The 14,279-nt window shown below is 49.7% G+C and carries 16 protein-coding genes; all 16 read right to left on the bottom strand.

Going from position 1 to position 14,279, the window contains the following annotated elements; genetic code table 11:
• Positions 1–163 precede the first annotated feature (163 nt).
• Positions 164–739 carry a hypothetical protein gene (locus ABID13_RS23010; RefSeq protein WP_045093705.1) on the bottom strand — a complete coding sequence of 192 codons (576 nt, stop codon included), beginning with the start codon at positions 737–739 and terminating at the stop codon, positions 164–166.
• Complete coding sequence (locus ABID13_RS23005; protein WP_045093706.1) at positions 729–1,019, bottom strand: AbrB/MazE/SpoVT family DNA-binding domain-containing protein; 291 nt, start codon at positions 1,017–1,019, stop codon at positions 729–731. The genes ABID13_RS23010 and ABID13_RS23005 overlap by 11 nt, the downstream gene beginning before the upstream one ends.
• Positions 1,012–1,440 carry a hypothetical protein gene (locus ABID13_RS23000; RefSeq protein WP_045093707.1) on the bottom strand — a complete coding sequence of 143 codons (429 nt, stop codon included), beginning with the start codon at positions 1,438–1,440 and terminating at the stop codon, positions 1,012–1,014. The genes ABID13_RS23005 and ABID13_RS23000 overlap by 8 nt, the downstream gene beginning before the upstream one ends.
• A complete protein-coding gene (locus ABID13_RS22995) occupies positions 1,440–1,823 on the bottom strand; it encodes a hypothetical protein (protein ID WP_045093708.1) in 384 nt (127 codons plus the stop codon). Before ABID13_RS22995 ends, ABID13_RS23000 begins: the two co-directional genes overlap by 1 nt.
• Positions 1,810–2,739: a DNA adenine methylase gene (locus ABID13_RS22990; RefSeq protein ID WP_045093709.1), complete on the bottom strand. Its 930-nt coding sequence runs from the start codon at positions 2,737–2,739 to the stop codon at positions 1,810–1,812. The genes ABID13_RS22995 and ABID13_RS22990 overlap by 14 nt, the downstream gene beginning before the upstream one ends.
• A gap of 36 nt (positions 2,740–2,775) precedes the next feature.
• Complete coding sequence (locus ABID13_RS22985) at positions 2,776–3,957, bottom strand: hypothetical protein (protein WP_048931110.1); 1,182 nt, start codon at positions 3,955–3,957, stop codon at positions 2,776–2,778.
• Positions 3,958–3,998: 41 nt separating this feature from the next.
• The gene (locus ABID13_RS22980) at positions 3,999–4,202 is read right to left on the bottom strand and encodes a hypothetical protein (RefSeq protein ID WP_048931111.1); all 204 of its coding nucleotides are present in this window, start codon (positions 4,200–4,202) and stop codon (positions 3,999–4,001) included.
• A 67-nt stretch (positions 4,203–4,269) separates the two neighbouring features.
• Positions 4,270–5,904, bottom strand: a complete 1,635-nt coding sequence (locus ABID13_RS22975) for a hypothetical protein (protein WP_048931112.1) — start codon at positions 5,902–5,904, stop codon at positions 4,270–4,272.
• Positions 5,898–6,608: a hypothetical protein gene (locus tag ABID13_RS22970; protein WP_048931113.1), complete on the bottom strand. Its 711-nt coding sequence runs from the start codon at positions 6,606–6,608 to the stop codon at positions 5,898–5,900. Before ABID13_RS22970 ends, ABID13_RS22975 begins: the two co-directional genes overlap by 7 nt.
• A gap of 154 nt (positions 6,609–6,762) precedes the next feature.
• Positions 6,763–7,146, bottom strand: coding sequence for a hypothetical protein (locus ABID13_RS22965; protein ID WP_197092217.1), 384 nt, complete (start codon positions 7,144–7,146; stop codon positions 6,763–6,765).
• Between the two features lie 63 nt (positions 7,147–7,209).
• Positions 7,210–7,638, bottom strand: coding sequence for a hypothetical protein (locus tag ABID13_RS22960; RefSeq protein ID WP_048931114.1), 429 nt, complete (start codon positions 7,636–7,638; stop codon positions 7,210–7,212).
• A gap of 93 nt (positions 7,639–7,731) precedes the next feature.
• On the bottom strand, positions 7,732–8,577 hold the full coding sequence (locus ABID13_RS22955) for a hypothetical protein (protein WP_002571315.1): 846 nt from the start codon (positions 8,575–8,577) through the stop codon (positions 7,732–7,734).
• Positions 8,578–8,800: 223 nt separating this feature from the next.
• Entirely contained in the window at positions 8,801–10,210 is a 1,410-nt protein-coding gene (gene rlmD, locus ABID13_RS22950) for a 23S rRNA (uracil(1939)-C(5))-methyltransferase RlmD (protein WP_048931189.1), read from the bottom strand.
• A 110-nt stretch (positions 10,211–10,320) separates the two neighbouring features.
• The gene (locus tag ABID13_RS22945) at positions 10,321–11,256 is read right to left on the bottom strand and encodes a prenyltransferase/squalene oxidase repeat-containing protein (RefSeq protein ID WP_048931116.1); all 936 of its coding nucleotides are present in this window, start codon (positions 11,254–11,256) and stop codon (positions 10,321–10,323) included.
• A gap of 92 nt (positions 11,257–11,348) precedes the next feature.
• A complete protein-coding gene (locus tag ABID13_RS22940) occupies positions 11,349–11,657 on the bottom strand; it encodes a hypothetical protein (protein ID WP_007860109.1) in 309 nt (102 codons plus the stop codon).
• A 143-nt stretch (positions 11,658–11,800) separates the two neighbouring features.
• Positions 11,801–14,194, bottom strand: coding sequence for a DNA helicase PcrA (gene pcrA / locus ABID13_RS22935; protein ID WP_048931117.1), 2,394 nt, complete (start codon positions 14,192–14,194; stop codon positions 11,801–11,803).
• Positions 14,195–14,279: the final 85 nt, after the last annotated feature.

The raw sequence follows: 14,279 nt of genomic DNA, 5'->3' as shown, positions 1-14,279 counted from the left end.
CCGCTGCCCTCACTTTCCTACTTTACCTATTGTGTCAGCTCAACACCATACCACGCTGTACGCCGGAAAGCGATTCACAAAAACCAACAAACATTAGGGCAGAACATGCAGCAGACCTGACAAAACCATGGGCCGCCCGGTAGGCTAAATCGTAATTCTCTTCTTACATCTGTATTGGTCCCGGACTACCTTCCAATCCCTGGCGCATCTGATCTAACGCCTCCTGTGTAGGGTAAACCTGCCTGCCATCCCGCACCTCCCAGACACAGAAATCATTCCGGTCACAGAGCATGATCCGGTGCTGATAGAGCTTCTGCATTTCCACATATTCCATGGCTTCCTTTTCATTGCAGAGCCACACCCCGGCCGCATACCTTCCATCCTCCAGGAAACTGTATCCGCTATACTGGGGTTCATGGTTCTCCAACGGTAGGGCATCGAGGGGGCGGATCTGGGAGAGCTGAAGCTTCTCCTCATCCGGCAAAAGTTCCGGCTTTAACACACCAAGCACATGATCCCGGGCGCAGCGTTCAAATTCACCATTCTTTAAGTTCACCAGAAACACAGGCTTTCCCAAGGCATTCGCATTGGCACCATTCCCGCCTGTGCAGTAATAAAGCGGCCGGACAAAGCCAGCCTCCAGTGCAGATTCTTTTAAAACAACCACCTTTCCTTTCAAAGAGCAGCCGCTTCCTATCTCCACACAATCCCTGTCTGTAAAAATTCGATCATCCGACATGGCTCCCCTCCTTCTCCCGGACCAGCCCGGACAGGTCTGAAATCAAGCTTAACCGAACCGCATCCGGCATAGTTTTAATAGCTGCGCGGACATATGCCTCCACCGCTTCCGGTGACTGGTCCCCCACCTCCACGATTTCCACCTTACGCACGGATACCTTCCCTTCCTGGAGCTGAAGGGCCAGGATATCCCCGCCGCACATACCGGCCGCCAGACGCAGTTCCCTCGGAATCAACACCCTTCCCTTACTGTCCATCACCTTATATACCGGCTTATTCATCGTAGTAACCTCCTTCTTCGATTGTCTTGTACGCTTCCTCCTCGGATATCCCAAACAGGGACAAGATCTCCAGAAGCGGCGCCTGGACCGCCGCCATGGGATCCGTATCACCGATTAAGATCGCCCCCGGAATCGTCTGTACCACCAGCCCTGCATCCATGGGAATATGAGCATCGTTCAGTAAATCATGAGGAACTACCAGTGCTGCTTCCTCCTCATCGGCAATGATATCCGCCTCACAGATACCCGTTTCCACCTGAAACCGCGGTCCATAACCGTTAGCCTCTTTTACCGGACTGGTGGGGGCAAACTCCAGTGCTACCAGATTCCCTGGATTCAGGCACATACTCTCCAATACTCCTGGCGGCAGGATGATGCTTCCATCCTCCGCCACTCTCCCATTTATTTTCACGTTTCTCATTACGCCTCCCTTTCCTCTCCTTCTGCTGTCTTATCCGGCTGTTCTAACTCCCGGATGAATTCCTGAAGTTCCTCCTCACTCACGCTAAGCTGTGCGGTCTCCAGTTCCTTCACAAGCGCCGCCAGTCCGCTTATTTCCTCTGATAGCTGCTCCAGCCGTGTTCCATTGCAGTACCCGCTGAATGTCCGCAGATAGCCCTTTACATCCGCATGATACCGCCCTGTTTTCTGATGCCTGACCATGGCAAAATAACAGGCTGCCAGGCAGCTGTCATCCACCTTCACCAAGAGATATCCCCCGGTCCCGGTGATCAGGCGCTGTTTTCCTTCTGTCTGTTCCTCCAGCCGGCGCTTTGCCCACCAGAGCTTTTCATCCCCCTCCATCTTCCGTCTCACCTCCCAACAGCCCGGCAGAAAACAAGTCCATCTGCTGGTTGCCCCACTTCTTCTGCTCCTGGGGATCATAGTTGGTAATAATCACCTCCGGGAATTCACACCCCCGGTCATAGCGCTGGGCCAGGTTATTGATCCGGCTGACCGCCGTGATGTGGCAGCCCTCGTACAGCCCCCGGATATAGTCGCAATCGTTATAGCTGACCATCCATTTTCCCTGACAGCCTGCCAGGGTTTCCCGAAGCCTCATATGGTCCTGCCTTGGGAAATCCACCTCATAGTGGTCCTCCGTCATAAAATAAGGCGGATCGCAATAAAGAAAGGCGTTATCCCGGTCGTACTGCCGGATGAGCGCCTCAAAGTCTTTATTCTCGATGACCGTATTCGCCAGACGGTCCGCCGCCTGCCAGATCAGGTGGAAGGTCTTTCTCACATCAAAGGGCTGGCAGCCAAAAGATGTACAGCCGCTTCCATAACTGTACCGGATTACTTTGTAAAATGCCGCCGCCCTCTGGACATCCCCCGGCTCTGCGCGTTTCAGAAGGAGGGAACGCAGTTCCTCAAACTCCAGAGGCGGCAGGTTATGCCTTGCCAGCTCCAGTTCCTGTGCAAGAAAAGTTCCTGCAAACTCCTGTCCCTCTAAAAACCTTCGCAGCACAAGGAATTCGTCCCTTCCGTTTAAAGGCAGGAATCCCAACTGGCGTAAAAACTCCATGGTGTGGTTCTTCACACAGGCATATAAATTGGTCAGGTTGGAATTGAAATCATTATAGACCTCCATCACCTTCGGATCCGGCGGTCTCCCGAACAGCACCCAGCCTCCGCCTCCAAACACCTCAATATAGCGTTCAAAACTGGCCGGGGACAATTCATACACCGTGTTCCGCAGCGCCTTTTTGCCTCCCACCCAGGATATAAAACTGTTGATACTTCTTCACCTCCTCTATCCAATTCCCTGCGTCATCATGGAATGGTCCTGCGCCTGAACCTCCTCCAGTCCAGGCTCCTTTGAGACCGCCCCATAGGCCGTGAGCTTCCTTCCGGTCTGGGCATACAGCTCTTTCCCATAGCCTTCAAAATCAAATCTCCGGAACGCCTGTGCCTCCAGGTCCGCTCCCATCTGCTCCAGACATTCCCTGCCGTAAGTAGCGTAGGTCACCTGTACCGGATCAAACGCATACTCGTCCAACCTATCTGTCAGCCTGGCAGCCTGCTCTAAACTGGAACACCTCTCATACTCAGCTACCGCCTTGTACTTCAGCAGTTCTTTCTCTGTCATCGAGGACAGTTTCCTGGCGAACTCGTTCCACCGGTCTATGCCATGGTCTCGCCATGCTAACTGCTCAAACAGCGGAGCCGCGGTGTACACTTTGGCAATCCTGCATTGTTTGAATGATTCCAGTCCCAGATTCTCTAATACCCGGGGTTTTGATGCTTCATCATATGGAATTTCCAGCCAGGCCCCAACGCCTAAATCCTCCGGTTCTGTTCCCTTTGGAACAAGGTACAGAGAAAACTGGGATGGATGATGCTCCACCTGTTTCGGAAGTTGCTTCCCGTCATAGACTTCCTGCCACTGGTCTGAAACACGGTAACAGTAGCCCCTCGATGTGAATACGCCGTTTTCCTTTTCCCTTATATAAGCCCCAACCTTTTCGGTATCTAAAAGCGGGTAAATATCTCCCGGTAAATCCTTTAAAATCGGATCCAGATCATTGTCAATGGTCATTTCCCCGATGTCATTGTCACATCGGATCCCCGGGAGGAACTCAAACCGCTCCAGGTTATACAGACCATTGATAACCTGCTTCATGTTTCGTTCCGGAAGAGCCTTTAGAATACCTTCATAAACCTCGATCTGCTTCTCAGTCATCTGCACCAGCTTATAGACTAACAGATTCAATTCTTCCAGCGTATGATTGTATCGGTCCAGAACCGATTCGATAAATCCCGGCCAGCCCCGGCCGCGCTCCAAATGATAAGGCTCCCCTTCCATTAACCTTGCCCTCTGAAACGCATCCCTCACCGCCTCCTGGTGGGCCGGCAGAGACAAGGCACTTCCCTGATAGGCAGGATCATTTGCAAACTTACAGGCATAAATCCATACCTGCATAGATTGATTCACTTCTCTCATCCTCCTCTTTTTTCACCGTCCTCCTGCATGGCTCACTCCATGTTCATTCCCTGTGAAAATGTTTCCCGGATGGACTCGGCCTGCGCCAAAAGGCATCTCTCAGTTGCCTGCTGTACCAGATTGAGCGCTTCCTCCAGCGCTCTCTTTTCTGTCTCTGAATCTATATTTGATCTCAATGCCATGCTAATAGTCCTTTCTGCCTGCTGCAAATCGCTGCGGACACGTTCATAATGCATCAATCTCCCTCACCTCCTCTTTCAGATTTCTCGTTTCACAGCTGTCGGCTGGCTCCTTCCCCTCTTTTTATGAGATGCCGCCCATCCCCTCCATGCCTGTCAGTTCCTGCTCCGGGACAATCCCCTTCAGTTCCTGTTCCGTCTGTACGCGGAATTTAGAATGGCCAAAATAGACATACAGATCACAGTCTGACTCACACTCGATGCCTTCCTGTGAAAAACATTCTCCCCAGCCATCACATGCTTGTCCGGCCCATTCCCGTTTGAGGACCTCTAACTCCTCCGGATTCAGCTCCCCATGGCTCTTGATTTCCAGCACGCCCCAGAGATTATACTGATATCGCTCCACGGTTGGGCGCATACTGATTACCCTTTGCTTTAAAAGCTGATTGTCCAGGTAATCTGCTAATCCTTTTTCTGTTTTTAAGATATCATCTGCGGCAATCGCGTCCAGAATATCATCCTCATAAGATATCAACCCAACGGAAGAGAGTGATGAGGAATACTCATCCTCATCCACCAGTTCTGCCAACAGCGGACTGTACAGTCTGATAACGGAAGCGTTCTCGCACAGTTCATTGCAATGCCACTCATCACGCAGCACGGTTCCCTGTTCCGACCATCTGGTTCCATCCCGTTTCATCAGCGCCTTTCCCAGGCTGTTCCAGTCCAGATATGTTTCACAAAACCGGGAAACATAAAGTGAACCGTCATCCTTCATCCGCCATCTGGCATAGTCTTCTGGTGTCCTAAATTCTGAAAGGACCTGATAATGATCCAGGTCGCTTAAAACATCCATGGCCTCATCCAGGCTGCGGGGGCATTCCGCGGTTAACACCGCTTTCAGCTTCTCCACGATCTGCTCCGTGCCGTCCATCACCTTATCTTTTAAAAACCAGGCAAACCGGTTCAGTTCTTCTACCTTACTCCCTACCGGAAGATAATGACGCAGCTCATCAAGCGGTCCGCCGTACTGATTCCATTGACATTCGGAAAACTCCTGTATCCCCAGTTCCTTTTTGGCCAGTTCCATTTGTTCTTTATCTGCCGGGATTGCCAGAGAAACGTTTACCATTCCATTTTGCGAGGGGCGGCGCAGATGAAGCAGAAATAGCGAATTTTTATCATATCCCGGATCCGGAAGGTAGTTCTGATACACTTCTGTATCAACAGTATCCTCACGCTTTAAAACAAGGCCACTTGGGCAGTAATCACCTTTGTGGTCTGCAAAGTAGGAATCCCGGATGCGTTCAAAATCCAGCATGGGGTACAGTATCTCTGGTATCTCAATCTGTTTCCCTCTGCGTAACAACTCCGCCGCAGTTCGCCCCGGATCACTGATATCCTCCAACAGATCATAGGAATCCAGGTTATAGGAAAGATTGATGATCTCCTTCAGCGTTCCGGGCGTTTCCAATTTAAGTGCCACAGAAAAAATGTCCTGCTCTTTCCTTGTCATATGCCGCAACCGCGAATCCAGGAAGTCCAGTTCCTTTTGCCTCGTCTCATCTCCGTAATCCATCCCTGTAACCATCTCTGACAGCGGCTGAACCGGGGAAATCAGAGAACGGACCGTCACCGGCTGATTCCCGGCTTTCCCCTCGTCCAGTATCTTTTTGACAGCCTTAAAGTCTGAAGCCGACATAGGAATTCTCATCAGCTCTGAAACCATATCCCCATAGCCAATCCGGATTTCTAACATTCCACTTCCTCCTCATTTAAGACAGTCCCTATTCCATGCCGGCTGATTAAGACCGCATGGATAATCAGACGCAGCAGCCCGTCATGGAACAGTTCCGGATCCCCTAATTCCGATAAAGACACATAAGGTTTTCCAGTACATAATTCCTTTGCCACACAGAATGTTGCATAACTGTCCAAATCAGCCCCGCGAAGGCGGAATCGGCTGTAGTCAATCGAGCTCTCCTGCACAAAAGACCCGGCCTTTTCCCAAAGCCTCTCCTCGCTGCTCAACAAAAACACGGCGGCGGCGAATCCCGGTTCCGTCACAAGCCCCGGATATAAACCACAGCGCATGAGCGCACGAAACCGCCGCCTGTGTTCCCCACTTTTAAAAAACATAATCCCTTTCTCCCCTTCCTCCCGTAGCTTCCCTACCCGGACCGTCAGGGCCGATCCCGGCAGCTCCTCCGCCAACAGTCTGAGTAAAATCTGATAGAATGCGGGAGGCATTTCCTGATCTGCTGCGGTATACAGATGGCCGTCCATGCCCTGTTCTTTTTCTGCTCTCCACACATTGACATACCGGCAGCTTCCAATCCCCGCTGTCTCTCCAGCCTGCCGGCTCCGGATGATTCCGCTTTTTCGCGGTCTGAACCCCGGCACCTGCTGCATTTCCCGCTCCAGCTCTGCGATTGACGTCCCTTTCATAAATCTTACAGTCATGATTCTCAGTCCTTTCTTTCAAATCAGTGGAATTTTGACATAAAAAAAGCAGCTATGCCCTTATTTAAAAAGACATAACTGCGGTTCCACGGTCTCACCAGCCGTCAACACGTTCCTATCAAAGTCCGGCTGATTAAATTCCCAGCTCTTCTCTCTAACGGAATACCATGGATTCCAATTCATCCAGCCACCCCATATCCATCTCTTCTGCTTTTGAACTGATACTTTCCATACGGTATCCCAGTTCTTCCAATCCGCTCTGAACTCCCTTTACGCAGTAATTGGAAAACCCTTCCGCTTCCTGTTCATTGTCATCGTAACAGGAAAACTCATACTCCACCCTTACCTTGTAGCCGTCCAGAAACCGCAGCGTCAGATCGCTGGTGATATATCCCTTAAGGCTTTCATCATTTAATAATGCGGTCTGGATATCATGTTTAATCTTTTCCTTCATCCCTTCGTACATCAGGCAGTTACACTCCCTGTCATCAAATCCAGTATGGAAGGTTATGGCTGTGTTCACTTTATAATCTTTCACTTCTTGATCACCATCCTTCTTTGGTGTATTGACTGTGTAGATTCCGATTAACTAACCACCCATTCACTGTTTCATTGACATCCCGCTCAAGCCAGCTTCCTCGCCTTCCCATGCAGGATGAGATGGATGCTCTCCCGGCTGCTGGATCTTCCCCGTCTTTTGTGTCGGCGCCTCGTCCAGAAAACCTCCCAACCGATTCAGAACATAATCAGACAGCCAAGTGCCTCCAAACGTCTCATGGCTCTTAATTCTCCATATCGCCAGCTTTCCAAGATCGAGGTTCACATCCTCAAACGGAAACAGCAGGTTGGTCAATCCCTCATGACAAAATGACTTCACATGTTTAAACTCTGTCCCTTCCAATAAAATGCCTTCCTGTGTAAACATTTCGTTGATTCCGTCTATCCACTCCTGCACATCTCCTCCGCAGCCCTGGAGAATCAGTCCCTCCTGATTTGTCATTCTGCGTAACTCATCGTTTGTGATCTGCATGAAACTCCTCCTTCATTTTTTATAATCTATTTAAAAAGGCCAGCCATTTTCTAATCTGGCTGACCTGGATTTTTTATTCGATGACCTTTTCATTTACATCTCCAATACTGGCGCCTGCTGATTCTCCATGCTCTGACAATACTCAGTCACCAAATCATTCAGCTCCTCTATGGAACCATACTCCGGCAGCCAATCCCACAGCGTTGGCACTCTGCACTGGATGGCTAACTGTTTACATTTGCTCCAGTTTGAAATTCCCATAGCGCTCTTAAGCGCATCCATTTTGCTTTCGGTTGCCGGAAGGGTCAATGTATAGTTATCATAGGGATTCCCTTTATAGACCCATACTTTAAAACTACAAGTCTGCTTATAATTCGGATCCGGTAACTCCTTCCCTCTATAGATGGGCTCCAGTTCTTCCTGACTCCCGCTGGTATAGCCAAATGCATGAAACATACCACCGTGTTTTTTTATATAATCTTTTCCAATCCCTTCATAATTAGATCTGGCTGCCTGCTCCTCCATAGCCATATCAGCATTTCCCTTCAGCAGATGTTCCCCTAATTTTACTTCCGTTGTCACCCCCGGCAGATATCTGAATTTATCCATGTTGCAGGAAAGATTGATTATATCTTGGAGTGTCTCCGGTTTCATCATCTCAATCACGGTTCCGAATACCGCCTCATCCTGGCTGTCCATCCATTTCACACGATAGGCCAGGTAGTTCAGTTCCTCCAATCTTTTTTCTGTCACCGGGACCTCATACAGGTAATGGCGCAGATTTGGAATGGACGATTCCACATAGGCGGTAGCTGTTTCCAACGGAACTGTATCTGTTCCATTCAGAAGAGAATAGGCTTCTCTTATTTCTTCGATTGTAGCCGGCAGACTGATACCTACACCAGGGCTTACTGTCCGGCTCAAAAAAATCTTAAACATTTAAATTCCCCTCTCTGTCCTTTCACATATAGCCGTTTCTATTTTTTGATACTCTATTAAAAAGGCCAGCCATTTTTTGATCTGGCTGACCTGAAATTTTACCCCATATCCTCTTTTACCCGTCTCACATCTATGAAAAGGCCAAAAAACCGGGGTCAAAAACGGCCATTTTTTGCCCGATTTTTCCCTCGATTTTTCGCCAAAAACCACTATATCTTGTGGTTTAACCCCTGTGCTTTCCTTCCAAACCACAATTCCGCATCATTATCACCACCTCGACATTCCCCGTCCCCGGAAACATATCCACCCCGCACACCTTCTCCACCCGATACCCTCTCTCCTGCAGCACCACCAGATCCCTCACCAGGCTGGTGGGCTTACAGGATATATACACCATCCGTTCCACTCCAAAATCAATGATCTTTCCCAGCGCTTTTGGATGGATCCCATCCCTGGGCGGGTCCACCACGATCAGGTCCGGCTTATCCTTTAGGCCATCGATCACCTTCAGCACATCCCCGGCAATGAATTCACAGTTATCTAGCCCGTTCAGTCCGGCATTCAGCCCGGCTGCTTCCACTGCCTCCTCCACGATCTCCACTCCCACTACCTTTTTGGCCACAGGCGCCAGGATCTGGGCAATGGTGCCGGTTCCGCTGTAAAGGTCAAATACAACCTTATCCCTTGTCTCACCCACAAAACTACGGGCCGTATCATACAGGACCTCTGCCCCAAGGGAATTGGTCTGGAAAAATGAAAATGGAGAAATTCTGAAACGCAGTCCCAAAAGTTCCTCGTAGAAATAGTCCTGTCCATACAGGATATGGGTCGCATCGCTCTGTACCACATCGGCCAGGGAATCATTTTCCGTGTGAAGGATTCCTGCAAACCCTCCGTCAACAGGCAGTGAAAGCAGACGCTCCTTCCACTCTGAAAGCACCGTCTCCTCATCTCTTCCACCCAGATATTCCCGTTGGGTGCTGGTCACCAGATCCACCAGTATCTCCCCTGTTTTCACAGCCCTGCGCACCAGTAAATGGCGCAGATAGCCACGGTGCTGCAGCTTTCTGTAAAACGCAGTCCCAAGCTCCTCAAAATACTCTTTTGTAGCCACCAGGATCCGGCAGAAGTCCGGGTGCACGATCTGACATTCCGGCGTTGTCACAATATCATAAAAGCTGCCCCGTTTATGCATTCCCAGCGCCAGCGGGCCGTCCTTCACCTCATCCCCAAAGGAAAACTCCATCTTGTTTCGGTATCCCTTCACCGCGGGGCTGGCTTTGATTCCCTGGAACTCATAAGTTTCCGGTTCCACCACACTGTCCAGAAGGGATCTTACCTGGCCTTCCTTGATCTTCAGCTGCTCCTCATAGGGCAGGCTTTGGTAAATGCACCCGCCGCACAGGCCAAAGTGAGGGCACTCATTATCCGGCAGTTCCAGAGGGGAACGCTCCAGGATTTCCAGTGTTCTGGCCTCGGACTTTCCCTTTCTTCTTTTTGTGACCACACATTGGATTTTCTGACCCGGCACTGTGTTCTTTATAACCACACGCTCACCATCTATCACCATGATCCCCTTGTTGGGAAATTCTACCTTTTCTATGATTCCTTCGTAAATGTCGCCTTTTTTCATTTCATCTGTCTCCGTTTCCTGCAATTCCATTTTTTCATCGTTTCATTATACCATGGTGCAGCAGCCACATCAAGTTTTCACATCCCATCCGCCTCTTTTCCCTGTTCCTCTCACCCATATGAAAATTTTAAGCCCGCTATATTATCATAAGCGTCTTTGTCATAACATTTTAAAATAAACATCCCACGGAATGTATTGAATCTCCCTTTTGTTCCGGTTTCAAGTGGGAAATGCACCTTTCCCGCATAACTTTTCCCTCTGTTTATATAGCCCTTTTGAAGCTCTGCCTTCACCTTGTCCAGGGCATCCTTCATTCTGCCATCATAGGGATAGCCAATACGCGTAAAGTATTCCAATGCCCGGAAACAGTCATATTTCCAGCGGCAGGGATAATGGAAATGAACCATGTCCTGGTGGATGGGCTCACCTGTGCTCAGCGACTTGAACAATTCCCTCCTAAGCAGATATTCCTGCCCAAGCGCAGCCTGATCTTTTATTTCTTTCAGCCTGTATCCATACCCGTATCTCTCATAATCCGCCAATGCTTCCAGCACGGAAAGGGTGGTATGTACAGACCCCGCAAGAGAACGGTTATGAACGGAATCCCAGGCGCAGTTCCAGCCTCCATCCTTCATCTGATGCCCCAGAATATAGTCAATGATCTCATAGATCCTTTCATCCTCCATCCTTGCGTAGCATACAATACTCAGCACCATTGCGGACATACACATATCCTGATACCTGGTTTTGGAAATCCTGCCATGGCATTTCCAAAGGTCATCCATCACCATCCCTGCAGCCCCCTGATAGCAGGGATCATCATAGCGTATTTCCATGTATTTAAGCTCCAGAAGGGTGTAAGTACTGCATATCCACTTGCGGGTGTAAATGCTGCCGCCCCACTTTTCTTCTCCTCTATCGTACAAGTCCAGATACCGTCCTATATATCCGCCGTCTTTATGGTCCGTTGGCTGTTCCAGCAGATATTTATTGGCCAGATACTGAATCACAATATCCCCTTCCAATAACCACTCTATGATCGTCATGGCTGTTCTCCCTTCCCCGTATATAAAAAGACCGCCACCACTGTGACGGTCCCTTCAATCTTCTGCATTATCTCTATACTGACTGCCTTAACTTAGTCAGCTTTTTTCTCCTCCGGCTCCTCATCTTCAAAGAAGTCATCGTCAAAATCATCATCAAAGTCGTCTTCAAAATCTTCCAGGTAATCTGGTGTAAAGAAACGGTATACGGCATATGCAATACCTGCAACTGCAGCTACTGCGCCAATGATCGCCAATACCCAGAGGATACAATTCTTTTTCTTCTCGTCTTCCTCTCTTTTGTGAAGCAGATCATTGATCCTGCTGGAATTCATAAGTTCTTCTACACGGCTTAAAGCCTCTTTTCCCATTGCATCAAATCTGTCTCTGTCAAATCTGTTCATCCGGTTCACGTCCTTTCTTATATGCAAGCAAATAAGCTCAGATACATACTTTTTAATTATTATATCATGGAAGTCCCTATTTTACTATCCCAATTTCTTGAATTTTTAGCCAATTACATTCATTTTATGAAATGAAAAAACAACTATACCTTCTGAAGCTTTGCAAAGGATGCAAACATTTTCTTCTGTCCCGCGGTATCAAACTCCACAGTCACCTCAAAATCCTTGCCGCCGTCCTTAATGGTTTTGACCGTTCCCGTGCCAAACTTGACATGCTTGACCCGGTCCCCCTCTTTGTAGTCCAGGGACGATGGCTTTTGCACGGTAAATGCTTTTCCAAACAATGGCTGTCTCTGACCGCCCATTCCGCTGCCTGCGCTGCTCCCCAGGCTTCCAAAACCACTTCCTGTGCCGCCAGAGGCGCCCTGGCCGCTTTGACTCCTTGCACTGCCCCTGCCCTCAAACAGGTTCTCTGTCTTGGATGCATACGCATTATAACCCTTGCCAAAGGTGCTGGTGCGTCCCGAAGCCGCGGATTGGTTCCAGGGCAGTCCTGCCTCCTCGGGCATACTGCCGGAGGCGCGGCCGCTGTAGCTACCCAGTACCGGTTCCAGGCGTTCCTCGTCCAGAAGGTCTGCCGGAACTTCCTCCAGGAACCGGCTTGGCTTGCAGTATCTGGTTTCACCGTTGACCATGCGCTGTCTGGCTGAGGTCAGCACCAGCTCCTGTTTGGCCCTGGTAATACCCACATAACACAGGCGCCGTTCTTCCTCAATGTCAGTACGGTCATCTGAGTTGATGGACATCATACTGGGGAACAGCCCGTCCTCCAGCCCCACCAGGTACACCTTGGGAAACTCCAGTCCCTTGGCGCTGTGCAGTGTCATCAGGGTCACCCGGTTCTCGGACTCGTCCATGCTGTCAATATCAGCCACCAGCGCCACCTGCTCCAGGAACTCATCCAGGGTGGGGTGTTCGCTGTCCTCCTCATAACTCACTGCCTTATTTACCAGTTCTTCAATGTTCTCAAGACGCGTCTGTGCCTCGATCTCTCCCTCTGTCTCCAGTTCCTGCTGATATCCGGTCTCATCCATGATACCCTCAATCAGATCCTGGATGGTAAAATCGTCTGACAGCGCCCGTACGCGAAAGCTCTCCATCTGTCCCATAAATTTTCCAATCTTCTCCGCGGCCTTTCCCAAACCTGGTATCTGACGCGCCTCCTTAAGGGCATCGTACAGACTCATCCCATGCTCTGATGCAAATGCAGTCACCTTTCCCATGGTGGTTGCCCCGATCCCCCTTTTTGGGACATTGATGATCCTCAGAACTGACAGGTCATCCACACCATTGGCAATGGTCTTAAGATAAGCCAGGATATCCTTGATCTCCCTTCGCTGGTAGAAGTTCACGCCTCCCACCAAACGATAAGGAACATTGTAGAAAATGCACCGCTCCTCCAGAAGACGAGACTGGGCATTGGTCCGATAGAGCACGGCCTGGTCCTGATAGGAATATTCACTGTCCCGGATCTGCCTTGCCACATAATCCGCCTCATCCCTGGCCATGTCGAACTGCTTAAACCGGATCAGGCTGCCTTCATCATTGGCTGTCCACAGCGTTTTATCTTTCCTGCCCCTGTTATGGCGGATGACACCATTGGCCGCATTCAGTATATTCTGGGTGGAGCGGTAATTCTCCTCCAGCTTAATAACCTTGGCGCCTGGAAATGCTGACTCAAAACTCAATATATTCTCAATATCCGCTCCCCTGAACCGGTAGATGGACTGGTCGTCATCACCCACCACGCAGAGATTCTTATATTTGGCAGCCAGAAGACTGACCAGCTTAAACTGCGCCATATTGGTATCCTGGTATTCGTCCACCATGATGTATTTAAACCGTTCCTGGTAATAATCCAGCACCTCGCTGCTGTTCTGGAACAGCTCCACTGTCTTTACGATCAGGTCGTCAAAGTCCAGGGCATTGTTCTTCTTCAGCTGTTTCTGATATTCCTTATAAATCTCCCCGATCTTCTTCTGGCGGAAATCCTGACCCGCGTTCAGAAGAAATTCCTCCGGCGTGATCAGCTTGTCCTTGGCAGATGAGATGACTCCCAGCACGGCCCGCTCCTTAAACTGCTTTGTATCCACGTCCAGGCTCTTAAACACCTGTTTCATCAGTGTCTTCTGGTCATCGCTGTCATAGATGGAAAAATTGGTTGTGTATCCCAGATATTCAATATGCCTGCGCAGGATCCTCACACAGGTAGAGTGAAAGGTGCTGACCCAGATGCTCTCCGAGCCAAATCCTACCAGCTGGTCCACACGCTCCCGCATCTCTCCTGCCGCCTTATTGGTAAATGTGATGGCCAGGATATTCCATGGATTCACCTGCTTTTCATCGATCAGATAGGCCACCCTGTGGGTCAGCACCCTGGTCTTGCCGGAACCCGCTCCGGCCAGGATCAGCAGCGGCCCATCGGTGTGAAACACAGCCTCCTTTTGCATTGGATTTAATGTATCGTAAATACTCATATTCTATGTACCGCCTTTATTCCTTCATTTATTTGTTCATGGATTTCCACATTGATCTCTACATGGATTTCCACATTTTAATGTC

Origin of the sequence: Enterocloster citroniae (assembly GCF_040545455.1) — a bacterium.
Lineage (GTDB): Bacteria > Bacillota > Clostridia > Lachnospirales > Lachnospiraceae > Enterocloster > Enterocloster citroniae.
The sequence above is the reverse complement of the archived record's forward strand: the minus strand, read 5'-3'. Positions and strand labels throughout refer to the sequence as shown.

Bases quoted from the DNA above. Each gene is read 5' to 3' on its own strand.
- ABID13_RS23010 (WP_045093705.1), bottom strand. From the start codon at position 739: ATGTCGGATGATCGAATTTTTACAGACAGGGATTGTGTGGAGATAGGA.
- ABID13_RS23005 (WP_045093706.1), bottom strand. From the start codon at position 1,019: ATGAATAAGCCGGTATATAAGGTGATGGACAGTAAGGGAAGGGTGTTG.
- ABID13_RS23000 (WP_045093707.1), bottom strand. From the start codon at position 1,440: ATGAGAAACGTGAAAATAAATGGGAGAGTGGCGGAGGATGGAAGCATC.
- ABID13_RS22995 (WP_045093708.1), bottom strand. From the start codon at position 1,823: ATGGAGGGGGATGAAAAGCTCTGGTGGGCAAAGCGCCGGCTGGAGGAA.
- ABID13_RS22980 (WP_048931111.1), bottom strand. From the start codon at position 4,202: ATGCATTATGAACGTGTCCGCAGCGATTTGCAGCAGGCAGAAAGGACT.
- ABID13_RS22975 (WP_048931112.1), bottom strand. From the start codon at position 5,904: ATGTTAGAAATCCGGATTGGCTATGGGGATATGGTTTCAGAGCTGATG.
- ABID13_RS22970 (WP_048931113.1), bottom strand. From the start codon at position 6,608: ATGACTGTAAGATTTATGAAAGGGACGTCAATCGCAGAGCTGGAGCGG.
- ABID13_RS22960 (WP_048931114.1), bottom strand. From the start codon at position 7,638: ATGCAGATCACAAACGATGAGTTACGCAGAATGACAAATCAGGAGGGA.
- ABID13_RS22955 (WP_002571315.1), bottom strand. From the start codon at position 8,577: ATGTTTAAGATTTTTTTGAGCCGGACAGTAAGCCCTGGTGTAGGTATC.
- rlmD (WP_048931189.1), bottom strand. From the start codon at position 10,210: ATGAAAAAAGGCGACATTTACGAAGGAATCATAGAAAAGGTAGAATTT.
- ABID13_RS22945 (WP_048931116.1), bottom strand. From the start codon at position 11,256: ATGACGATCATAGAGTGGTTATTGGAAGGGGATATTGTGATTCAGTAT.
- ABID13_RS22940 (WP_007860109.1), bottom strand. From the start codon at position 11,657: ATGAACAGATTTGACAGAGACAGATTTGATGCAATGGGAAAAGAGGCT.
- pcrA (WP_048931117.1), bottom strand. From the start codon at position 14,194: ATGAGTATTTACGATACATTAAATCCAATGCAAAAGGAGGCTGTGTTT.